This window comes from Ruegeria sp. YTSA135, assembly GCF_059610165.1.
Genome location: NZ_JBXWNC010000001.1, coordinates 540,989 through 562,710, shown reverse-complemented (window position 1 = coordinate 562,710; position 21,722 = coordinate 540,989). Strand labels below are relative to the sequence as shown.

Sequence of the window (21,722 nt, the reverse complement as noted above, 5' to 3'; positions counted from 1 at the left end):
AATGGTCGCTGATCTGAGATAAGACGCAACAACGTAGAATATGATAAAATGCCCTTTTCAACGGATAAGGAGTAACTTTCGATGTCAAACAAGAAGCCCAGCACAAGTTACCCGACCAATCTTGTCGACGTGTTCAAGCAAATGCAGCCGCCCTCGTTGGGCAGTTCTGCGTTCAGCGCGCAGATTGAACAGTTTTGGGACGCGCAGGAAAAAATGCTCGGTGAGACCGAGGTTTTTGCCAAGCACTGGTTCGAACGACGTCACGAAGCCGTTCGCTCTGCGCTGCAAGCAGCGCGCACGGCGTCATCCGCGAACCCGTCTGACCCGTCGAAAGCCTTGCAGAGTATGGCGGATTGGCAGCGCAATTCAGCCGAACGGTTGGTTGCGGATGCCCAGGAATGGTTCGAAACCGTGACCCGCTGTGCCGCCTATGTTGCCGAAACCGAGGCGGAGGCAGTCGAGAAAACGGTTGATGACGTTACTTCGGCCGCAAAGAAAGTTGGTAAATCTTCAAAGTCTGAACCGGTGTAGGGCTTTTGTTGTCACACCAGTCAGGCTGAAGTCATCGGCAGCAGGAAGGATTAATTCAAATGTACAAAAACATCCTGGTCCCGGTTGTTTTGGACAAAGCCCACGACACGCAGGCGTCATTTCAAGCAGCGCGCCTGCTTGCTGATGCAGACGCGGTTTTTTCCGTCGTGCATGTCCAAGAACCGATCCCAGCTTACGCGGCATCTCAGATTCCGAATGACGTTCTTGCGCGCACGCGGCATGAGATTCAGGAGCAGTTGAATCAAAACGCCAAGGAGCTTCCCGGTGCGAAGGCGTATCTCATATCCGGGCATGCGGGTAGGGCGATTGTCGATTTTGCTAATGAAAACGACATCGACTGCATTATCCTGGCGTCGCACAAACCCGGTTTTGAAGACATATTCCTGGGTACAACTGCTAACAGGGTCGTTCATCATGCGAAGTGCTCGGTTCACGTAATCCGCTAAACCCATGTTGGTGACGCGCTTTTGTTTCCGAGCAGTTCATTAGCTGCAGAGCGGTTGAGGAGTGTAAGAAATGGCTGCCAAGTCATCGATTACCCGGATCAAGAAACTCAACGCAGATCATGAGGAAGCTCTGTTTCTTTGCGGTTTGGTGGACGATGTCAAAGACCCGCTGGCGCTGGAACCGCGGCCATACAGGTATGCTGAAGGTGAAAGTATCTGCCAGCCCGGTGATCCGGCCGATTGCCTTTGGATTATCGTAACCGGTTCGGTTGCCGTAAGGCTGAACCACCAGACGTTGTTCGTCAGGCACCGAAATGAAGTGATCGGCGAGCAGCATTTGGCAGGGAACGGATATCGCCGCGTTTATGAATTGGTCGCCGACGAAAGCAACGTCGAAGTGTTGATCATCGACAAATCGAAAATCGAGGAACATCCCGAAGCGGGTGTTATTTGGCGAAACATCGCAAAAATCATCTCGATCAAGCTGCGGAACGCCACCAGAAAGACGGCTTCTCTGGGTCGTCAACTGGCAGACGACACGCGCATTCTTCATGCCTATACAAACCAGTACGCCCTGAGCCGCCGAATGCAGTCAGGCAGTGAGCATCAGGCCGACTACGTTGTTGAACGTGCGGTCATCTGGTTTTCAGATGTGGTGAATTTCAGCAGGTTCACGTTGAAGACAGCGCCCGAGCGGGTTGCGGATGTCGTCCAACGTTTCTTCAACGCACAAACGACGCCGGTTCTGGATGCTGGCGGTCACATAGACAAGTTTATCGGTGACGGGTTGATGGCGTTTTGGGTCATGAAAGACAAAAGTAACAGTGCCACAGCAATTTGCGCCGAAGCTCTTAATGCAGCAGAGCAAGCAGCCCGGAATGTTGAAAAAATCAGAATTGGCAACGAGCCCTTGTCGTTACGGATCGGGTTGCACCTGGGATTAGTCGTCAGCGGGGATTTCGGGTCGGCAACACGCCACCAATTCACGATGATTGGTCCCGAAGTCAACAAGGCGGCAAGGTTGGAGCAGGCTCACTCTGATGACATCGTGCAAGGGAATGGTGTTTTGGGCGGGATAAGACTCAGCCGGGAGTTTTGGGATGAGTTAAACGAGTTCCAGAGGCAACGGTTTAGCAGCCAATTCCGCGTTCGCGCAAAAAACATTGGAGAGATTGATGTCTTTACGAACTGACCTGACGGACTTCGACGTGATCTGAAAACTGCCGCTTTCACTGATTTTCCGTTGGCTCCGACCGTTTTCCACGGACGGCGCAACCTCTGGTCAGCAACCGAAGCCGTTCGTGTCGAACGCAGATCAGTTTGGGTATCCGCACCCATCGTCGGGCGATCATGCGTAGTTGCGCAATTGCTTGGCCAGGTGGTCGAAAACCAGTCTTATCCGCCGTGCGGTATGCAGTTCAGAATGCGTTGCCAGCCAGATCGGAAATCTAAAGGGCTCACGATTTGGAAGTACTCTTTCGACGCCGGTTGTCATTGCGGCGACATCGTCCGCCATCACGCTTACACCCAGGCCGTGGCGCACCAATTCCCAAGAAACGATCCCGGTTTTCGATCCTGCTCGAAAATTCTGCGCAGTGATAGGAATCCCGGCAGAATTAAGAAGGCCAATCATCGTTGTCACATCCCCAAAACCAACGAAATCAAGCTTGGCGAGGTCTTCTTCGGTTTTCGGACGCCCGACCTGATCAAGGTAAGAAGAGGCGGCATAGAAATGCGCGGTCGCCTCGGCAACCAGCTTTGCGATCAAATCCGGCTGGCTCGGGCGAACATGCCGGATGGCGATATCAGCTTCGCGACGTTGGATGTCACGTAGGTCGTTGGTTGCGACGACATCGATTTCCAGGCGCGGGGCCATTTCGCGTATTTGCTTTATGATGGGCGGCAGTTGGTAGGCGGACATGACGTCGGATGCCGTTATCCTGACTTGTCCCTCAATGGTGTTAGACTGGCTTGTCGCAGTTATGGAAATCCGATTTGCGACATCGGCCATTTCCCGAACATGAACCAGCAATTCCTCGCCAGCGCTGGTAAGGTTCAGCGACTTGCCGACACGTTCGAACAATGTCACCCCAAGTGAGTGCTCCAACGCAGCAACCTGACGACCAACGGTTGGTTGGGATTGCTCAAGCACACGCGCGGCCGCAGAAAAAGACCCCTTTTCGGCCGTTGCCAAAAACGAACGCACCTGGTTCCAGTCAAAGTTGATCGCCCCCCAATTCATGCATTTATGCATATCACTACTGCAAACAGACGCAATTCCATAAAGCCATGGGACAGCGTATCAGGCGCATACACTGCATATCATAAAAGTGAGTATAAAATGGGGGCACCACCCAAAGACGCCGCATTCTGGAGCAGAATTTCCCGTAAATATGCGTCCAGCCCGATCCGGGACATGGACGGGTATCTCAAGACGCTTGCGCGCACGAAATCCTATCTGGAACCAAAAGACAACGTGTTGGAAATCGGATGCGGCACCGGATCGACGGCCCTTCTGATCGCACCAGATGTTGCGCACATCACCGCCACTGACATTGCGCCGGGAATGATCGAGATTGCTAACGAAAAGCTGGCAAGCGAAGGATTGAAAAATGTCACGTTCAAAGTGGCGGAGGTTCCTGATCATTCAAATGCCGAAGCACCATACGATGCCGTGCTGGCGCATAACTTGTTGCATCTTCTACCTGAGCTCGACCGCGCTCTTGCATCCATAGCCGCGCTGATTAAACCCGGCGGTCTTTTCATCTCGAAAACCGTGTGCGCCCCTGCGCATGGTGGCTGGAAATACACCTTGCTTAGCAAGGTCGCGATTCCGGTGATGCAGGCCATTGGGAAGGCTCCGTTTGTGTCTTTCATTACCCCAGACACTCTTGAACAGAAAATTAAAACCGCGGGCTTCGACATCGCTGAGGCCGGGGATAAGACCGGAATGCTAACAAGCCACTATGTAGTCGCACGAAAACTGTGATCGGTCTGGCAGATATCCGAAACACCTCGACGATACCGGCGACGCCTAACCGATCTGCATGGCGCGCGCCGGTTCGTTAGGTTCCGCTGCGCTGCTTTTCAGGATGGGCAGCTCAATATAGAACACCGAGCCTTTGCCAAGAACGCTGTGATAATCAATTCGGCCACCAAAATGCTCGACAATTTCCTTCGAGATATGCATCCCAAGCCCAGTGCCACCCGCGTGCCGTTCATCTGATGAGTCGATCTGCGAGAAACGGTCAAAAACCTTTTCCCGGCTGCCTTTTGGAATACCGACGCCTTGGTCTCTTACAAAAATTCGTATATGCGTCCCAATTTTTTCGCAGCCGACGGTGACTGTACCACCTTCAAAGGAAAACTTGGCCGCGTTGGAAATCATGTTCGCCAACACTTGAAGCAGCCGCGAGTCATCCCCCTTGATAAAGACCTTGTCCTTGCCGCGAATATCCTCGGTGATTTCCACGTTATGAGCGCTGACATATCCCAAGTTACACGCAATTGCTTCGCGGATCAGTTCGTGTACGTCGATCGTGCCCTCACGGTAGCTCATTTCTCCGGCTTCCATTTTCTGAATGTCCAGCACGTCGTTGATCAGTGAAGCGAGGCGTTCGCTGTTTTTGCTTGCCAGTTGAACAAGGTTTTGCATTGTGTCAGGAACCTCACCCAATGCGCCGGAATTGATCAGATCAAGTGAGCCTTTGATGGAGGTCAGGGGGGTGCGTAGTTCATGACTGACGGTTGAAATGAACTGAGATTTGGCAACATACGCTGCTTTTGTTCTCTCATGTTCTTCTTTTAATTTTTCAAGCTGCTCCAGGTTTCTGCGGTAGAGTTTGAGAAACACCAAGGAACAGTCGATCAGGAAGTACATGACAAAAATGACTGTGAAAAACTGCAACCAAAGATCAGAGGAAAGCTCGGGTCGCACAATCCAAATATCGCTTACGACAATCACCATGAACGAAACACCGTACATCGTCAGGCGCACAATCATTGCCCAGACAAACTGGTGATTGTTCATCGCTGCAAACAACGCTGCGGCGAATAGGAAGAACAGGGGTGTAAAATGTCCGCCAGTAGGCTGTTTCAAAGCCACTGAAATGGCATAAACACATATCGCAAATGAACTTAGGATCGTATTCAGGATGATCCAGGCGACCATCATTGCAATGGCCTTGTGCTGGTCCGGCTTTAGGCGCGGCACACGTTTGGCAAGCATCAAGTCCTGTGCTTCGCAGACAAGGATCGTTCCATAGAACAAGAATGCGTTCATGGGGTCGAAAAAGAACCCGGTCAGGATTGTCGTCGCCAGAAAAATAGCCTGTCGCTGCCACAAAAGCGCAAAGCTCATGGCAGTGTAGTCCTTGATGTTTTGCAGAAGCCGGTTTTCCGGCTCGCCGGGTGACCGGTCCAGCTGCCCTAGATCGATAGCCGTCATTCTAAAGTCTTCATTTCTGACACTCACAGGTCTGCGATAGCGGAACAATGAGGACGCAGTTGGTCGGAATTGGGTTCACAGTTTGGCAATAATCCAGTCGCGCACCGCCAAATTGTTGAGTTCAAAGCAAGTTGCGACAGGTATTATGGGTGGCATTAATGTTGCGCAACTGCCGACATTGCCGCCAAAAGCCTATGATTTTGTTGCTAATATGGCGATTTTCCACCTAAATTGAGGCGAGGTTAGGCTGAGATACACCAAGGAGCTGCGTTTTGACGGCGTTTGGAATGACGAAAATGAAGCAGTTCGACGTCACTCCGGTTGCGGCGCGGCTTGCGGAAAAACCGGTGACACTGCTTCAGTTCGCAAGGTCGGCAGGGCGAAACATGCTCGAAGTCATACCAGCCGAAACTCTGCGCGAGACCTATGTTCGCGGCCCGTTGAACATTCATTATTTCTGCGACCCGGAAATGATCACTGAATTATTGGTTGGGCAGGGGCGGTCATTTCCGAAAGCCAAGTTTACCAAGGATATCATTGGATCGGCTGTCGGTAACGGATTGATCCTTTCCGAAGGTGAGAAATGGCGCCAGCAGCGACGGCGGTACTCCCCTTTGTTTGCAGCCAGAAACCTGCCGACGCTTGCCCGTTACTTCGCGGAAACCGGATCCGAGGTCGCTGAGTCACTGGTGGAAAACGAAGGCCCTGTGGATGTAGCCCAGGTTGCCCCTGCATCGACTTTGACGAATATCTCTCGGGTGATTTTCTCAGGCAATAAAGAAGTCAGTTCGGAACAAATCCGTGTGGGGTTGATCGAGTATTTCAAGTATATCTCAGATATTTCTCTGTTTGACTTGATGGGGTTGCCAAAATGGATGCCGCGAAAGAAATGGCTGGCCAGCAAGGCACCCGTGACCACGATGCGTGAACTTGCCCGGCAAGTGATCGAGCAACGCCGGCTTGAAAACCGGAGCGAACCCCGAGACTTTCTTGATTTTATGATTGAGGCATTGAAAACCGACTTTGAAGACGAAGAGACTACAGTCGACAATCTGTTGACCTTCGTTGTTGCAGGGCACGAAACCTCGGCCAATGCATTGGCTTGGGGATATTACCTGTTGGCACTGAACCCCGAAATGCAGAACAAAATTCGTAGGGAAATCAGGTCAGTACGCGCCGAAGGCTTGGTCGAGTTTTCTGACCTTGAATCCATGCCACTTCTGCGTGCGCATGTGAAGGAAACACTGCGCCTTTACCCATCTGCCGCGTTTTTCGCCAGGGATGCAGCGGAAACCGTCGAAATCAAGGGGGTAAAGATTGAAAAGGGCGACGCGCTGTTTTTCCCTGTCTATTCGCTGCACAGGAATGAAAAACTGTGGGATGCCCCGGAACATTACCGGCCAGAGCGGTTTTTGGGGGCTACTCTGCCGCGCGGCCAGTACATTCCATTCGGTGATGGGCCCAGAATCTGCATTGGTGCTCAGTACGCGGAGACAGAGATCATGGTTCTGATGGCGTCGGTCTTGCGGCGCGTGCATTTTTCATTGGGTGAGGCGAAAATGCCTGAACCGGTTTTGACATTCACCATGCGCACCAGTGGCCCGCTCGTACTTGAAGCCGAACGGGCTACGTAACGTGGTGGGTGGGTATCCTGCAGAGCCTTGGAAAAGCATGTTTTTATCTGATTATCGGCTATTTTCCGTTCAGATAGGTGTTGTCGCCGTAAAGCTCTCGTAAAACTGTGTCATACAGTCTTGTTGTCATGTGTTCTTCGCGCACGGGTTCTTCTTTTGGACGAACGTGGGATTGTACTGTAACGCTTTTGGTCATTGCCCTCTCTCTGCCGTTTACTTTTTCGCATGCCAGGTTCAAAGCTGAGATCGCGCCTGATTTCGAGAATGACCGCATTGATACAGGCGGACTCATCGCGACCTTTAAATGCGACGAGGTAAGCCGGCTGCTCAGAACCATTCTTAGTTTTCGGTTAAGGACTTCTTCGGTTGGCAGTTGGTTCGTACGATTGCGTCCATGCGTGACAACCAGGAAAACGCCGCTCCCCCGGTACGAGAATACCCCATTTGCTTTCTTTGATGTCTTTTCGATGCATTTGCCGATGTCAGAAATCACGCGGCGAAACATACCAAAGTCACTCATGTCAAAACGGTACTCGGCCCCCAGAAGTTTGACCGCAGTCACCCAGGTGTCAAAGCGGCGCCCCCTTGAAAGCTGATCAACGTAATTGTCGAATTCGACATAGCGCAAACACCGCTCCAACCCTTCTATCGAAAGCGGGTCCTCGAAGTTGAACTGCTGATTGAAATCAAGTTTTTCGCGAAGATTTCGTATTGACGCCGTCGAAGTCTTTGCCCTTATCCGCTCCATCATCAAAACATGGGCTGCGTTCATTCGACTGCGGAGTTCGAAAAAGTCAAACGGCTTGGTAATGTAGTCAAACGCACCTTCTAAAAACGCCTCTTCGATATGGCTGTGATCTGCCATCGCGGTCAGCATGATCACCGGTGTATCCATATAATCAGGTGTTTTTCTGAGTTGCTTAAGCAATTCGATCCCGGTGGTACCCGGCATTTGGATGTCTAAGAGCAGACAATCGAAAGGGGCTTCTGCGGCCTGAATCTTTTTAAGTGCCGCTGCCGCCGAGTCGGCGACGGACACATTACAGTTTTCAAGCTCGGGCAGCGCCGACTGTAGCAGCTCAAGTATACTTGGTTCATCATCGACAACCAAAACGTTGAGCGTCACCTGCTTGAGCGCCTGAAGATCCAGCTTTCTTTGGAACCGATCATTGTCGAGCGTGGAATGTCTCATGACTGTTTAACCGCGATTACTCTGCCTATCGGGCTCACGTTAGTAGGCGAGTGAGACGAAACAGCGGCATAACAGCAGAAAACCTGCATGAAACGCGGTATTTTCTTGACCTTATTTTGGCAAATGTCGTCTCTACGCCAACTTCGGGTTCTAAAATGTCGAATCCTTAGGGCCGTGTTAAGGCAATCGGATCCAGCGGCAATTCAAAAAAAACGAGTTTGTATTCATCTATGGCACAGAGGATATCATCTTGGGCGCAGTGAGGGAAGGTTGCTGCCCTGCGTTGATTTGAAACCAGACTTTAAAGCTTCGAGAGTTCTTTAAAAAAAACATCAATTTCCGACGACCCCAGCAACGTGGGGGCGTCGGTGTTGATATGATCAGACAGGGAAACCAAGCGTACTGATAAGGCGCCAGATATCACGGTTCGCGGCAGACAGCTGCGCTACGATGTCTTCGATCTCTTTAATGGCTTGCTCATCAACCGTGTCGGAACGTCCGAGTTTGATATCGGTTTTTCGGTCCGCAATGCGCATTAAGATCGTCTTGGGATTCCCGCTTTCAGCATCGAATGAATAGATACAGTGATTGTATCGGTTCCGGATCGATGACAACTTGCTGAGCCGCTGCGTGTGTTCAAGGATCGGATCACGAATCTCGGTCGGACGCCCCTCCATCTTGGCAAGGCGCTCAACCAGATCAATCCGCGCGCGCGTGGTGTTGAGCGTCAGGAAGATGATGACAGCAACATCCTTGTTGGTGCCGCTCAGGCCGGCAATCAGGTGGATCAACAGGCTTTCGGTGTTGGTCCACATGTAGTTCAGCTTGCCGACCAGCAAGATCAGACGGTCAAATCGGGTTTCCAATGTCTCAGTCAACTGTCTGGCCGCGCGCTTCGTCTGACGTTACCTCGAAATAGAACTGCGCAGCGGCCGTTCTGTTGCTGACACCGATCTTGCCCGCAACGTTATGCATGTGCAGTTTTACAGTGTGCTCAGTAATGCCAAGGTTAGAGGCGATGATCTTGTTGCTCTGTCCTTTGGACGCCAGTTGCAGCACCTGCTTTTCCCGACGCGTCAGTCGTGAATACAGCGGATTGGGTTCTTTTGGTTCTGCCTGGTTGTCTGTCACCAGACAAGGCTTGTTGTGATTCTGTGGCTTCAACACGCAATCGGCCACGAAGCTTGGCAGATACAGCTCTTCATGCATCAACAGCCGCAGAATGGACCGCCACACATCCGGTGCGACATTCATTGGTAGATATCCGATATCCCCGAATTGGTGCCGATTCCAGTTCTCGAAAAGCGAACGCGCCGCGTCCTCTTTACGATATGCAAAGGCGAGACAGCCGGTACCAGCTACTTCGGTATAGACTTCCGGTCGGCTGAGAAGATCGTCCAACATGATCTGATCGACAACGACAACCTTTCCAGTCCTCCCGCCTGAAACGCTGGCACTTAACTCAGAAACGTCTTCATACCTGTGAGCGGCAACGCCGAACTCTGACTCAACACTTCGCAGGGTCTGGTTTGAAAAGAAGAGTTCCTTGCCAATGAAATTGATCGAGAAGTCTTCGGTACATACATTTATTCGAGCAACACTATCCTGTAACGGATTGTTCATTACTTCCCCCTATGAAACCACGCCACAAAATCAGTGGCGAAATCGTAAAAACACAAGCAGCACGCAGTCGTACGAAAATTGAACTGCTGTAACGACCATACCTGAAAGACTAATTTTCATCAACATTTTGTGGTCCCCTGTCTGTTCGGCCTAGTACTTTCGTTTAGGTTCGCCATCAGTTTTCCAATAAAAACAAAGGAAAACTATAGTTTTAAGCGTTTTGCCGAATTTTGGCCGCATTTTCGTGTATTTACCCGCCGGCCGCAGAAAGTTCTCAAAGATAATATAATTAAATCATATATTTATATTATCTAATGCTTTAGGGCAGCTATTCAGCCCATCCTCCTGATGCGACCATGATCCTGCTTCAATTTGGGAAGCGTAATTCCTGACGTGTCCGCGAATCGCGAATTTGCGCGAATCTGTAGCACCGCTGACACACCATCGGCTTGGCCGGGAAAGGAAGGTGGGAGACGAGTTCACTGAACAAGACCGCTTCAAGCGCGTTTTGCGCCTGTAAGCTTGAATTTTGTTTCAACCGCGCCAGTAGCCGTTTTGTAGATGAATGACGGTCGGGCGCTTAGTAAGTGGAATTTTGAAATGGTTAAACGTCAACAACCGCACAACGATATTACGGCGATCGGCGAAGTGAATGTCGATACGGCATATGTGCCGGTCGATGCCGATGTGAACGTTGAGAATGCTGAAGTCGAAGTCGAAGCAAATGTAAATCAGCAAGACACCGACAACAAAAACGACAACGATCAGGGTCAAATTCAGGGCCAGTCGGCTGATGTCGCCACGAACAACGAACAGGGCCAGGGTCAAGATCAGGGTCAGGATCAGGGCCAAGGTCAGGACCAAGGCCAAGGTCAACAGCAGCGTAACGGTGGTAACGACAGCAACGAGAACACCAACAAGGTCAACATCGACTTTGGTGGAGGAGAGTGGATTCCGCGCGATGACGATTTGGTCGACGTCGATGTAAGCAAAGGTGGTTCCGTCGAGGACGTCATCACTGTCGGCAACGACTTTGACTATGATCCGGGCGACGACATGAACCTGGACATCTCGCTGAACGGTGAAGGCAACGACATGCTGGCAATCAACAGCCAGTTGGCCGAACTGAACGACGCTGACGACCTTGGGTCCGCGAATGTCAAGAACGAAGGCGAGTTTAGTCAGTCCGGCGACGCCAAGGGTGGCGTGGCATTTGCTGACGATGGTATCGACACGCAGTCAGACGGTGGCAACTCCGGTGCCGGCGGCTCGAACAGCGGTGGCGGCGTACTGTCGTTCACCAAAGGTAGCAGCGCACTTGCAGCCGGTGGTGAAACTGGTGATGCTGACGCTGATGCAGACGCTGGAAACGGCGGCGACTCGGGTGATGCGGCAACGCTGGGCCTGAACGCTGGTAAAGGCTATGCAGAAGCTGACGGTAGCGGCGATGGTGGCGACAGCGGCGACGCTGATGCAGACTCCAGCGCTGACAACGAAGGCACTGCAGACTCTTCGGAAGCTGACAGCGACGGTGGTGACGGCGGCAACGCTGGATCGATTGGTCTGGGCCTGGGTCTGGGTCTGTCCGGTGCCGGCAACGAAGGCGACTCAACCGGTGGTGACAATGAGAGCGTAGCAGCTGCCAAAGGCGGCGCGCTTGCGGCCACTGACGCATCGGCTGGTGACGCAGATGGCGGCGACAGCGGCGCGGGCAACATTGGCCTGGCCAAGAACGAGTCGGAAAGCGAAAACGAAACTGGTGAGACATCCTCGGGTGGCAACATCGGTCTCGGTAATGCTGGAAGCCTTGCTGGTGCTGGAACGGATGCCGATGGCGGCGAAGGTGATGGCGGCGACGGTGACGGCGGCGACGGTGACGGCGGTGACGGTGACGGCGGCGAAAGCACTGGCGGCGGTGGTGAAGCCGGTGATGCAGGTCAAATCGACGCAGCCCTTGCATCAACCAACCAAGGCAATGGCCTGTCTGGCCTGAACTTGGCGGGAACGGATGCCAGCACCGGTGGTGGTGACACCAACGAAGGTGGCAACGTCAACGCTGGTGCCGGAGACGGTGGCCTAGGCTTAGGCGGTGACGGTACTGGCGGTGAAGGTGCTGGTGGAAACGGCCCTGGCGGTGACGCAGACAGCGGTGACGCAGATGTTGAATCCTTCGCCAAAGGTATTGGTGACCAGGATGCAACCGGTTCGGTCGTTACACCGACTGCGGGTGATGCCGACGGCTTTGCCAAGAACGAACAGGACGCTGACTCGGATGGTGGCGCTGGCGGAACCAACGACACCGACGGTCGTGCCGATGCTGATGGTACCGGTACTGCGACAGCGAACGGTGTTGGCGGCGGCGGCGGTGCAATCGATCTGGATGCGACCTCTACCGGAAGCGGCACTGGCTCAGCTGACGCTGACAACGACGCCGGTAACGGCGGAGACTCCGGTGTGTTCGCAATGTCCGACGTTGACGGATCTGCTGACAGCCTGGCCGAGGCAATCTCAGGCTACGGTGGTGCCGGAAGCTCCGACAACGATGCAACCGCGGACGGAACTGCCTATTCGAACGGCACGACGGAAACGGGCATCGGTGGCGGCGGCGGCGCTGCATGGGCCGCGGGCGGCGAAAGCGGAAACGCCCACGGGTTCGTCGATATCGGTGATGTCAAAGGTGGCATGCAGGAAGGCGGAAACGCGACGGGTGCAAACTCGGGCGCGGGTGGTGCCGGCGGCAATGCTGGAACCTGGGGCTCGAACAACGGTGGCGACGGCATCGTGAACGGCGAGTCGCATGCATCCGCAGCGGCAGTTGTCGACACGGCGGCCTTCAACCAGTCGATCGTCATGGGTGCCAACGTTCTTGGCAACTCGGTCGATACCACGATGGTTGGTGGCAACATGTCGTCCAGCTACGCCAGCGACGACACCGACGTGTAATCAAGAGGCAGAGCCCGCTATGGCGGGCTCTGATCCCTCTCAAGAAAACGCAGGGGCCGCAACTGGGCGGCCTCGGCCCAACTTAACCTAAGCCGGAAATTTTAGGCTGGCGCGGGGAAAGGGAACCAGTATGTCGCTCGACAGTATTACGGAACAAATCGCACATTTTGTTGGAACATTTGAACTTACGACCGAGCAGGCCCGGTGGCGGGACCAGTACGAAGAATTTGTTGCATTGCGGCGCAAGGCAGAACTCGAGAACCTGGAAGACCCCACAAGAATTGAAGTAAAAGCACCTTTGAAAATGAACCCGGGCGATTATGACCCGATATCCTACAAGTTTGCCCCTTTAAAGTCTGATCTTCCCCCTCCAGCCGTGAGCCCAGGACCGGTTGAAGATGCCGTCCTGATGTCGAATCCGGCGTTCGGCCCAGACGTGTTCTTTCCAGAAACGCTGGGTTTCGGGGACGGCGCACAGTTCAACGTGATCCTAAAGCCTGAGTTTATCCATCAGTTGATCGGCTCGGCGGTCACCTACACCGTGCAGAAAATTCACCTCAACGACAACGACGTCGTGGGTGAAGGCAATTTCCGCGATGCCGAAGCCCTGATGGAACAGGGCCAGGCGTTGAAAGCTGTGGCGATGTCGCTGCATGCTGTTTCGACCCCTTCGATCCACATCCAGGATTACCAGTCCGGTGAGGCGATTGAGCAACTCATCGAACAGATGCAGTCGCCTGTAACTATCGATATCGAAGGCGTTACCGTTCATCAGTTCCACGGTGAAGATGCAACAGGCATCATCGTGAATGGCGAGCATGTTGATGAAATGCCCGACTTTCTGGAATTGATGCCGGAACATCACAAAAAGGACTTGGAAGAGGAAGAGGACGAGTACGGTATCTCAGACGACTTGCCAGCCGAATGGGATCAGTCCGAAGACCAAGAATTTGAAGACGGCCACTCGATCGTCGCGGGCGGCAACTTCGCCGTAAACGAGGTTGCAGTGACCGTCGGCTGGGTTGATGCCCCGAATATCGTTGTTGGGGGGCAAGCTGTTAACCTGACCTTCGTCAGCCAGGTCGCAGTCGTCAAAGATGTTGATCAGGGCGAGGGCGCGCAAAGTAAAACGCAAGTGCTTCAGGCTTCGGACATAAGTACAGAGGCCAACGAGGCAGCGTGGTTGGAATTGAATGTGGCCGAAGATCCCGAACAGGATCCGATTGTCTCAATCGACTGGATTTCGGGTGACTTGCTGGTCACCAACTTCATACAGCAGCTTATCGACGCGACAGATATCGACCACATCGCAACCGAAATCACCTCGTCGTCTACGGCTTACACGTTGGGGGACAACATCCTGACCAACGTGACCAACATCCTTCAGTTGGGCAGCTATTACGACATGATCATCATCGGGGGCGATATGATCTCGGTTGATGTCGTAACCCAGACCATCGTTTTCACGGACAACGATGTGATTCACGGCGCACATACTACCGATGCCGAAGACAATCTTGTCATGAATCAGGTATCGTTGACGACGGAGGGTGAAGACTCTCATACCGAGATTAGCGCCAATCTAGCCTCAACTGTGGACCTGCAAGAAGTGGACACGGACGCGCTGGAAGATGCGTTGCTGAACGATCCGATGTTTGCCGGAACTGAGTTGGTCCGGGTGCTCAAGATCGAGGGCGATCTGTTGCAGGTCAACGTCATTGATCAGGTCACCATGTTGCAGGATGACGACGATATCCATGTCGTAAACCCAGGCGGACAAGAGGTTTCCGGGCTTGGTGCCGGCAATGCCCTGTTGAACAAGGCAAGTGTGACCAAACTGGGTGTTGATTCGGTAGTGATGGCGCAAGAGGGTGAATATTCAGAGTTGATGCTGCATCAGGCAAGCATGTTTGACAGCCCAGAAGACGAAAACCCCGAGTTGATCAATGAAGCGATTGCGGTTCTTATGGAAGAAGTTGATGCGCCAGGCAATTCAGAGCACGCACCTGGCCATAGCAAATTGACACCTTCTGAGGCGGCGAGCATCGACGACGGGCTGCAAACTATGCTAGCCTAGTATTCTGTTTGTTACGAGTGACCTGAAAGTTTTGACATGTCGATTGTTTTTCTGTCGCGTCCTAGACGATACGCCAGCCCGTTGGATCGCAACGGTGGCGCTGTCTCAAAGCCGCCAAGTGCGAGCAAATCCAAATTGAAACAGAAAAAGATTCCCGGATTACGCCTAAGTGAAGACTTACGCATCAGTGATCCGAAAGACGGCAATACAGATGCAACCGCCAAGAGCGATGCGGGTGCCGATAAGGCAGTAGAAAAAGATCCCGCACCTCAGGAAGTGAAACAAAAGGACTCCGCAGCTCAGGAAGCGAAAAAAAAGGATTCGGCAACTCAGGAAGTAAAAGCGGACTCCGCACCTCAGGAAGCAAAGAAAAATTCCGCACCTAAAGTAGAAAAAAAGGAACCAAAACTGCGCGCCGAACCATCTTTTCGGCGCAAGCAGCCGCAGCCTGCCAAGGACAGTGACCAACAGGGCAGCGGTGCTGGGGTGGCCGACGTCGAGAGCCCCGATCCAGAACCCGTCAACAAAACGAGCGACCGTTTACCCCCCGCGTCGCGCTCGGGCGGCGGTGATCGCATGGGTGCCACTATCGAGGCCAAGGCGAATGAGCCAATGCTGCGCAGCAATTCAGGCGGCGGTGATGGTAAAGGGCCACCCCAAACATTTCACAAGCGAACCCCGCCCGAGGACTTTCAGAAAACGCTGCGCACGTCATTGCGCGCGATCTATCGCAATCTGTCCTTCGTGCTGGTTCTGACTTGCGCCACGAACATCCTGATCCTCGCGATCCCGATTTATCTGTTTCAGATCAGTGACCGCGTCCTGACCAGCCGGTCGTTGGACACGTTGATCATGCTGACAACCATTGTGGCTGGCGCGGTGATTTTCCAGTCGGCATTTGATGCCGTCCGACGGTTCATGCTGATGCGAACTGCGGTCGAGGTCGCGGCCCGTCTTGGCGCCCCGATCCTAAGTGCGGCCGCGCACGCCTCGCTGCACGGCACTGGGCGTGAATACCAGACGCTGGGCGATCTACAGCAAGTGCGTGGATTTCTGGTCTCGGGTACGCTGATTTCCTTCCTGGATGTGCCCTTCGCGCCCTTGTTCATCCTGATGATCTTCTTGGTACACCCTCAATTGGGCACGATCGTGATTGTCACGGCGCTGGTGCTTATGGTTATTGCCTTCGTCAACCAGCGTATGACGGCTAAACCGTTTGCCGAGGCAAACAAGGCCCAGTCCATGGCTAACATGCACCTCGACTCGATGTCTCGAAACAGTCAGATCATCAATGCTCTGGCCATGATCCCGGAAGCCGTGCGAATCTGGGGGCGGGACACCGCGCAATCTTTGACATGGCAGGTTCGCGCGCAGGACCGGAACGTGATCTTTGCGGCCATTTCTCGCGCCGTTCGCCTGCTGACGCAGATTTCCATTCTGGGCTGGGGCGCGTTTTTGGCGCTACAGGGTGAAATCACAGGCGGGATGGTCATTGCCGCCTCGATTATCGCCGGCAGGGCCTTTGCGCCGATCGAAGGCTCGATCGAAGGCTGGAACGGCTTTTTGCTGACCCGCGCGGCGTATGGCCGGATCAATCAGCTTCTATCCAACTCGGCACTGCAATTCGAAAAGTTGCGGCTGCCGCGCCCCGAGGGCCGTTTGGACGTAGAGCGCTTGCTATATGTACCCGGCGGCACCAAACGCGTCGTGCTGAATGGCATTAGTTTTTCGCTTAACCCGGGTGAGACGTTGGCCATTATTGGTAATTCGGGTGCGGGAAAGACCACGCTCGGTAAGACCCTGGTCGGATCAATCCTTCCGACCTCGGGCAGTGTTCGTCTGGACCTGATGGACATCCGCAACTGGGACCCGCGCCAGTTTGGCGAAAGCATCGGGTATCTGCCGCAGGACGTGCAGCTGTTCCCCGGTACGATCAAGGACAATATCGGCCGGATGCGGGATGATGCAACGGATGAGCAAATCCACGATGCCGCCGTCCTGGCCGATGTGCACAATATGATCGCAACTCTGCCGCAAGGGTATGAGACCGTGGTGGCCGCCGATGGGTCGCCCCTGTCCGGCGGTCAAAAGCAGCGTATCGCGCTGGCACGGGCCTTCTTCGGCAATCCGCGTATGGTGGTTTTGGACGAGCCGAACTCGAACTTGGATGTCGCTGGGGACAAGGCTTTGTCACGGGCCATCGAACAGGCGAAAGAGAGCAAGATTACGGTTGTAGTTATTACGCAAAAGCCTACGCTATTGAACGTGGTGGACAAGATCATGCTTCTCACGGATGGCCGTGTGGCGCTGTTTGGTCATCGCGAACAAGTTCTGCAACAACTGAATGGACCGCGCGGTAATCAGCCCGGCATTCAAAAGCAGTAAGGGGGTACGACATGAATGAACTGGTGCCCGTGAACAACGATCCCAACTCGCCCGAGGTTTGGTATGCCGAAGTTCCGCGTTCTATCAGCCGCTTCGTCGTCATTGGAATGGTTATGCTTGTTGTCTGCTTTGGTGGTTTTGGTATCTGGTCCTTCCGGGCGCCTTTGGCTGCTGCCGTGATTGCACAGGGCAGCTTTGTCGCCACGGGGCGCAATAAGATCGTACAGCACCTTGAAGGCGGGATTATTCAGGATATCAAGGTTGTCGAAGGTCAATCTGTCCAGGCCGGGCAGGTAATGATGACCTTGGATCAGACCTCGGCCGAAGCCAATGAGCGCGAGCTATTCATCCGGCAAGTCCGCCTTCAGGCCATGTCCGAGCGTCTGCATGCAGAGTATAATGAACTACAGCGGTTGGAGTTTCCCCCCGAATTAGTTGCTAAATCGGACGACACCGAAGTGATGGCCATTCTGGATGGTCAAAAGATCACCTTTGATCTGTCCCGTAAAACGTTGCTGAATGATATCGCCTTGCTGGAGCGGAATATGGAAGCCCTGAGAATCCGCTCAAGCGGGTTCGAGGCGCAGTTGGACAGCATGGTGCGGCGATCCGAAATCCTTCAGGAAGAGCTTGAGACGAAACAGGCGCTGTTCGAAAAAGGCTTGGTGCGTAAAGGTGAGCTGAACACGATCCGCCGCGTTCAGGCCGAAGCAGAAGGACAGCAGGCCCGTTTGCAGGCCGAAGCCTCTGAGATCAACCAGATGCTGTTGAAATACGAGGAACAGATTGACCGCACTCGGGCTGCCTATCGTGAGGCCGCATTGGACGAGTTGGGCGTCATCGAAGCCGACCTTGAAAGTGTGCGTGAAAAAGCCCGTCAGGCCCGCAGTGTTCTGGATCGCGCGGTTGTGCGGGCTCCGGTCTCGGGGACTGTGATACGTCTGCATTATCACACTCCGGGCGGCGTGATTGAGACTGGCGAGCCGATCGCTGAAATCCTGCCTGCGGACGCGCCCCTGATCATCGAAGCACAGATTCCTCGCACCGAGATCGACAGTGTCGTGACCGGTCAAGATGCAACAGTGCGTTTGGTTAGCCTGAATCAGCGGACCACGCCGGTGCTGAACGGTCAGGTATTCTATCTGTCGGCGGACTCGGTGATGGAAGACAACGCCGGTGCACCGCAAGAGGTTTATCTGGCCCGTATCTCGTTGCAGCCCGAAGAGATTGAGCGTGTGCGCGGCTTTATCCCGACACCGGGTATGCCCGCCGAAATCATGATTCAGACGGAAGAGCGGACATTTGCGGCCTATATCGCGAAACCAGTGACCGACAGCATGTCGCGCGCCTTCCGCGAACAATAATGGGGCTGGCTGCACGGCCAGTCTACATCTTCTATTTTTCACATGCTAACGTCCGCTGAAATTCATCGGAGGACAGTGCATGGCCCTTACAGTAAAAAGCATGATGGAGGCCGCAAACGCGGCGGTCGAGCGAATCGACACAGGCAAAGCGAAACAGTTGATAGAGCAGGGCGGCTTGCTGCTGGATGTGCGCGATGCCGTCGAGCTGCAGCAGACCGGGCGGGCCAGTGGTGCGCATCATATCCCCCGTGGGGGGTTAGAATTCCGTGCTGACGAGACGCTGAAGTCCTATGACGCTGAGCTTCGGAAAGACCGACCAATTGTCTTATACTGTGCTGCTGGTGGTCGCGCGGCGCTGGCCGGTAAGCTTTTGAAAGATATGGGATATGAGCAGGTCTACAACCTTGGCGGTCTCACCGACTGGATCAACGGTGGGGGCGACGTTTCTAACGGCTGACTCAGGCGTTTAGAAATGTTCTGACGGTTGCCTCGAACTCTCTCGGCTTCTCGGCGTGCAGCCAGTGGCCCGCGCCGGGAATTTTAGCTAATTTAGCTGCTGGAAACAGCGCGCGGATCAAATCGCGGTGCTGAGGCAGAACATAGTCAGACTCGGCCCCCGACAGAAAAAGCGCTGAACCGTGCCAGCTTGCATCCACTTGTGGAAAGCCCATGATTTTGGGCATCTCGGCTGCCAGCACATCCAGGTTCAGCAACCAGCGTTGTCCTTTGATGTCCAGCGATTGTGTGAAAAAGCTTTGCAGTGATTTTTCCACATTCAGTGCGGCCAGTTGTTCGGATGCGTCCGAACGACGCTCAACCTTGGTCAAATCAACCGAACGCATCGCTTCGATGAATTGGATCTGGCTGTGGGAATAGGCGACGGGCGCTATGTCCGCCACCACAAGCCTGCGCACCAGATCACCGTGTTGAAGGGCCAGCATCATCGCCGCCTTGCCACCCATTGAGTGGCCAACTACATCCGCACGCCCGCCGAAATGTGCAATCACCTCGGCAAGATCACCAGCAAGATCGGGATAGCTGTGCTGATCGGTCCACATGCTGTAGGCATGGTTGCGCATGTCGACGGCGATGACCTGCCGTTCATCGGCCAGCCGCCGGGCGATGACACCCCAATTCCGCGCAGAGCCATACAGCCCGTGGGCAATCAAAACAGGAGGTTTCGCCGTAGGTCGGCCATGTAAGATCGTGTTCAGCATAGCGCCGTGATACCCGCCAAGAACAGAAACAACCAGCCCCATTGTCGCCTCCGAAATCGGCGGTTAGATTGGCAGGCTCGGAGGCTCGCCCATGTCGGAAAACATAGATATCCAAACCCAGATTGCGCAGACGGTTGAGTTGCTGCGCAAGAAGTTGGGTGTGAAAGATACGACTCTGACAACCTCGATCCGAAAGGCCAAGCGGCGTCTGCCCCGCCGAATTTACAAGCAAGCGTTGCTATTGGCGCGTGCCGAACCTTTGGCGGACCATCCCAGGCTACGGCTGACATTGGACGCTCAGAAACTGGCGCGCGCGTCCGAGCAGGTTCAGGAGCATTTGAGCGGTATCAACCTTGCAGACCGGCGATTGGGTTGGTTTTTGGGAATGCTGGGCGGTCTGGCGTTCAACCTGCTGGCCCTGTCCGTCCTGCTACTTATTCTCTTGCGGTGGCAGGGCTTTATTTGACCGGCAGACGAAAAACGGCGCCCATCAGGCGCCGCTTAGGTCGTAAGATTTAAACCATACTACAGGTTCGGGTAGATCGGGAACTTGGCGCAGAGATCTGCGACCTCAGCCTTGACCTTGGCTTCGACGGCGCTGTTGCCGTCTTCGCCATTGGCGGCCAGACCATCGACCACTTCGATGATCCAGTCGGCGATCTGGCGGAATTCAACCTCACCAAACCCGCGCGTGGTGCCAGCGGGCGACCCGAGGCGAATGCCGCTGGTGATGGTCGGCTTTTCCGGGTCAAACGGCACACCATTCTTGTTGCAGGTGATGTGCGCGCGACCCAAGGCCTGTTCGGTGGCGTTACCTTTGACACCTTTGGGGCGCAGGTCGACCAGCACCACATGGGTGTCGGTGCCGTGGGTCACCGTATCCAGACCGCCCTTGATCAACTGATCCGACAGCGCCTGCGCATTGGTCACAACTTGCTGGATATAGCTTTTGAACTCGGGGCGCAGCGCCTCGCCAAAGGCTACGGCCTTGGCGGCGATCACATGCATCAGCGGGCCGCCTTGAATGCCGGGGAAGATCGCCGAATTCACTTTTTTGGCGATACCTTCATCATTGGTCAGAATCATGCCGCCACGCGGACCGCGCAAGGTCTTGTGGGTCGTCGTGGTCGCCACATGCGCGTGGGGGAAGGGGCTGGGATGCGCGCCTGCCGCAACCAGACCGGCAAAATGCGCCATGTCTACGTGAAGATAGGCGCCAACCATGTCAGCAATTTCGCGCATGCGGGCAAAGTCGATCTGGCGTGGGATGGCCGAGCCCCCGGCGATGATCAGCTTGGGCTGATGCTCTTTCGCCAGTGCTTCGACCTGATCGTAGTCCAGCATGTTGTCTTGTTTCCGCACACCGTATTGTACAGCGTTGAACCACTTGCCCGACTGGTTGGGTTTTGCGCCGTGGGTCAGGTGACCACCCGCATCCAGGCTCATCCCCAAAATCGTATCGCCGGGCTGAATCAGCGCCTGGAACACGCCCTGGTTCGCCTGAGAACCCGAGTTCGGCTGGACGTTGGCAAACTCGCAGCCAAATAGCTGCTTGGCACGGTCGATGGCCAGATTCTCGGCAATGTCGACAAATTGGCAACCGCCATAATAGCGCCGTCCGGGATATCCTTCGGCGTATTTGTTTGTCATGACCGAGCCCTGCGCCTCCATCACGGCGGCAGAGACAATGTTCTCGGACGCGATCAGCTCGATCTCGTCGCGCTGACGGCCCAACTCGGATGTGATCGAGCCAAACAGCTCGGGGTCACGATCCGCAAGGGACTGGGTGAAGAAACCGTTGTCACGAATATTGACGTTCATGGGGACTCCAATTGGCTGAGC

General features: G+C 54.3%; 18 protein-coding genes. 11 read left to right on the top strand and 7 right to left on the bottom strand.

Going from position 1 to position 21,722, the window contains the following annotated elements; all coding sequences use genetic code 11:
• The first annotated feature begins 81 nt into the window (after positions 1 to 81).
• From AC2FIT_RS02750 to AC2FIT_RS02740, 3 genes are all read left to right on the top strand, one after another.
• Positions 82 to 531: a hypothetical protein gene (locus tag AC2FIT_RS02750; RefSeq protein WP_496826373.1), complete on the top strand. Its 450-nt coding sequence runs from the start codon at positions 82 to 84 to the stop codon at positions 529 to 531.
• Positions 532 to 590: 59 nt separating this feature from the next.
• Entirely contained in the window at positions 591 to 998 is a 408-nt protein-coding gene (locus AC2FIT_RS02745; RefSeq protein ID WP_496826371.1) for a universal stress protein, read from the top strand.
• Between the two features lie 70 nt (positions 999 to 1,068).
• Positions 1,069 to 2,190, top strand: coding sequence for an adenylate/guanylate cyclase domain-containing protein (locus AC2FIT_RS02740; protein ID WP_496826369.1), 1,122 nt, complete (start codon positions 1,069 to 1,071; stop codon positions 2,188 to 2,190).
• A 156-nt stretch (positions 2,191 to 2,346) separates the two neighbouring features.
• Here AC2FIT_RS02740 and AC2FIT_RS02735 read toward each other — a convergent pair whose 3' ends face one another.
• Positions 2,347 to 3,252: a LysR family transcriptional regulator gene (locus AC2FIT_RS02735; protein WP_496826367.1), complete on the bottom strand. Its 906-nt coding sequence runs from the start codon at positions 3,250 to 3,252 to the stop codon at positions 2,347 to 2,349.
• Positions 3,253 to 3,339: 87 nt separating this feature from the next.
• Between AC2FIT_RS02735 and AC2FIT_RS02730 the strand changes: the two genes are divergently transcribed.
• Positions 3,340 to 3,987, top strand: a complete 648-nt coding sequence (locus AC2FIT_RS02730; RefSeq protein ID WP_496826365.1) for a class I SAM-dependent methyltransferase — start codon at positions 3,340 to 3,342, stop codon at positions 3,985 to 3,987.
• A gap of 45 nt (positions 3,988 to 4,032) precedes the next feature.
• Here the strand turns inward: AC2FIT_RS02730 and AC2FIT_RS02725 are convergent, their stop codons facing one another.
• Positions 4,033 to 5,445, bottom strand: a complete 1,413-nt coding sequence (locus AC2FIT_RS02725) for a sensor histidine kinase (protein ID WP_496826363.1) — start codon at positions 5,443 to 5,445, stop codon at positions 4,033 to 4,035.
• Between the two features lie 296 nt (positions 5,446 to 5,741).
• On the opposite strand from AC2FIT_RS02725, the gene AC2FIT_RS02720 reads away from it, so the two are divergent.
• Positions 5,742 to 7,079 carry a cytochrome P450 gene (locus AC2FIT_RS02720; RefSeq protein ID WP_496826362.1) on the top strand — a complete coding sequence of 446 codons (1,338 nt, stop codon included), beginning with the start codon at positions 5,742 to 5,744 and terminating at the stop codon, positions 7,077 to 7,079.
• Positions 7,080 to 7,137: 58 nt separating this feature from the next.
• On the opposite strand, the gene AC2FIT_RS02715 is transcribed toward AC2FIT_RS02720, so the two are convergent.
• The 3 genes from AC2FIT_RS02715 to AC2FIT_RS02705 all read right to left on the bottom strand — a co-directional run bounded on the left by AC2FIT_RS02715 (position 7,138) and on the right by AC2FIT_RS02705 (position 9,894).
• Positions 7,138 to 8,271: a response regulator gene (locus AC2FIT_RS02715; RefSeq protein WP_496826360.1), complete on the bottom strand. Its 1,134-nt coding sequence runs from the start codon at positions 8,269 to 8,271 to the stop codon at positions 7,138 to 7,140.
• Positions 8,272 to 8,651: 380 nt separating this feature from the next.
• Positions 8,652 to 9,149, bottom strand: coding sequence for a hypothetical protein (locus AC2FIT_RS02710; protein ID WP_496826358.1), 498 nt, complete (start codon positions 9,147 to 9,149; stop codon positions 8,652 to 8,654).
• Positions 9,142 to 9,894, bottom strand: a complete 753-nt coding sequence (locus AC2FIT_RS02705) for a helix-turn-helix transcriptional regulator (protein WP_496826356.1) — start codon at positions 9,892 to 9,894, stop codon at positions 9,142 to 9,144. The genes AC2FIT_RS02710 and AC2FIT_RS02705 overlap by 8 nt, the downstream gene beginning before the upstream one ends.
• 600 nt (positions 9,895 to 10,494) lie before the next feature.
• Between AC2FIT_RS02705 and AC2FIT_RS02700 the strand changes: the two genes are divergently transcribed.
• The 5 genes from AC2FIT_RS02700 (at position 10,495) to AC2FIT_RS02680 (ending at position 19,120) form a co-directional block, all read left to right on the top strand.
• Positions 10,495 to 12,837 (top strand): hypothetical protein, encoded by a 2,343-nt coding sequence (locus AC2FIT_RS02700; RefSeq protein WP_496826354.1) that lies wholly within the window; start codon positions 10,495 to 10,497, stop codon positions 12,835 to 12,837.
• A 130-nt stretch (positions 12,838 to 12,967) separates the two neighbouring features.
• On the top strand, positions 12,968 to 14,914 hold the full coding sequence (locus AC2FIT_RS02695) for a type I secretion protein (RefSeq protein ID WP_496826352.1): 1,947 nt from the start codon (positions 12,968 to 12,970) through the stop codon (positions 14,912 to 14,914).
• Between the two features lie 36 nt (positions 14,915 to 14,950).
• Positions 14,951 to 17,299 carry a type I secretion system permease/ATPase gene (locus AC2FIT_RS02690; protein WP_496826350.1) on the top strand — a complete coding sequence of 783 codons (2,349 nt, stop codon included), beginning with the start codon at positions 14,951 to 14,953 and terminating at the stop codon, positions 17,297 to 17,299.
• Between the two features lie 11 nt (positions 17,300 to 17,310).
• Positions 17,311 to 18,663, top strand: coding sequence for an HlyD family type I secretion periplasmic adaptor subunit (locus tag AC2FIT_RS02685; RefSeq protein WP_496826348.1), 1,353 nt, complete (start codon positions 17,311 to 17,313; stop codon positions 18,661 to 18,663).
• A gap of 79 nt (positions 18,664 to 18,742) precedes the next feature.
• Entirely contained in the window at positions 18,743 to 19,120 is a 378-nt protein-coding gene (locus tag AC2FIT_RS02680) for a rhodanese-like domain-containing protein (protein WP_496826346.1), read from the top strand.
• A gap of 1 nt (position 19,121) precedes the next feature.
• On the opposite strand, the gene AC2FIT_RS02675 is transcribed toward AC2FIT_RS02680, so the two are convergent.
• Entirely contained in the window at positions 19,122 to 19,922 is an 801-nt protein-coding gene (locus tag AC2FIT_RS02675; protein WP_496826344.1) for an alpha/beta fold hydrolase, read from the bottom strand.
• A gap of 49 nt (positions 19,923 to 19,971) precedes the next feature.
• On the opposite strand from AC2FIT_RS02675, the gene AC2FIT_RS02670 reads away from it, so the two are divergent.
• A complete protein-coding gene (locus AC2FIT_RS02670) occupies positions 19,972 to 20,346 on the top strand; it encodes a hypothetical protein (protein ID WP_496826342.1) in 375 nt (124 codons plus the stop codon).
• A gap of 59 nt (positions 20,347 to 20,405) precedes the next feature.
• On the opposite strand, the gene glyA is transcribed toward AC2FIT_RS02670, so the two are convergent.
• Positions 20,406 to 21,701: a serine hydroxymethyltransferase gene (gene glyA, locus AC2FIT_RS02665; protein WP_496826340.1), complete on the bottom strand. Its 1,296-nt coding sequence runs from the start codon at positions 21,699 to 21,701 to the stop codon at positions 20,406 to 20,408.
• Positions 21,702 to 21,722 lie beyond the last annotated feature (21 nt).

Bases quoted from the DNA above. Each gene is read 5' to 3' on its own strand.
- AC2FIT_RS02750 (WP_496826373.1), top strand. From the start codon at position 82: ATGTCAAACAAGAAGCCCAGCACAAGTTACCCGACCAATCTTGTCGAC.
- AC2FIT_RS02745 (WP_496826371.1), top strand. From the start codon at position 591: ATGTACAAAAACATCCTGGTCCCGGTTGTTTTGGACAAAGCCCACGAC.
- AC2FIT_RS02740 (WP_496826369.1), top strand. From the start codon at position 1,069: ATGGCTGCCAAGTCATCGATTACCCGGATCAAGAAACTCAACGCAGAT.
- AC2FIT_RS02735 (WP_496826367.1), bottom strand. From the start codon at position 3,252: ATGCATAAATGCATGAATTGGGGGGCGATCAACTTTGACTGGAACCAG.
- AC2FIT_RS02730 (WP_496826365.1), top strand. From the start codon at position 3,340: ATGGGGGCACCACCCAAAGACGCCGCATTCTGGAGCAGAATTTCCCGT.
- AC2FIT_RS02725 (WP_496826363.1), bottom strand. From the start codon at position 5,445: ATGACGGCTATCGATCTAGGGCAGCTGGACCGGTCACCCGGCGAGCCG.
- AC2FIT_RS02720 (WP_496826362.1), top strand. From the start codon at position 5,742: ATGAAGCAGTTCGACGTCACTCCGGTTGCGGCGCGGCTTGCGGAAAAA.
- AC2FIT_RS02715 (WP_496826360.1), bottom strand. From the start codon at position 8,271: ATGAGACATTCCACGCTCGACAATGATCGGTTCCAAAGAAAGCTGGAT.
- AC2FIT_RS02705 (WP_496826356.1), bottom strand. From the start codon at position 9,894: ATGAACAATCCGTTACAGGATAGTGTTGCTCGAATAAATGTATGTACC.
- AC2FIT_RS02700 (WP_496826354.1), top strand. From the start codon at position 10,495: ATGGTTAAACGTCAACAACCGCACAACGATATTACGGCGATCGGCGAA.
- AC2FIT_RS02695 (WP_496826352.1), top strand. From the start codon at position 12,968: ATGTCGCTCGACAGTATTACGGAACAAATCGCACATTTTGTTGGAACA.
- AC2FIT_RS02690 (WP_496826350.1), top strand. From the start codon at position 14,951: ATGTCGATTGTTTTTCTGTCGCGTCCTAGACGATACGCCAGCCCGTTG.
- AC2FIT_RS02685 (WP_496826348.1), top strand. From the start codon at position 17,311: ATGAATGAACTGGTGCCCGTGAACAACGATCCCAACTCGCCCGAGGTT.
- AC2FIT_RS02680 (WP_496826346.1), top strand. From the start codon at position 18,743: ATGGCCCTTACAGTAAAAAGCATGATGGAGGCCGCAAACGCGGCGGTC.
- AC2FIT_RS02675 (WP_496826344.1), bottom strand. From the start codon at position 19,922: ATGGGGCTGGTTGTTTCTGTTCTTGGCGGGTATCACGGCGCTATGCTG.
- AC2FIT_RS02670 (WP_496826342.1), top strand. From the start codon at position 19,972: ATGTCGGAAAACATAGATATCCAAACCCAGATTGCGCAGACGGTTGAG.
- glyA (WP_496826340.1), bottom strand. From the start codon at position 21,701: ATGAACGTCAATATTCGTGACAACGGTTTCTTCACCCAGTCCCTTGCG.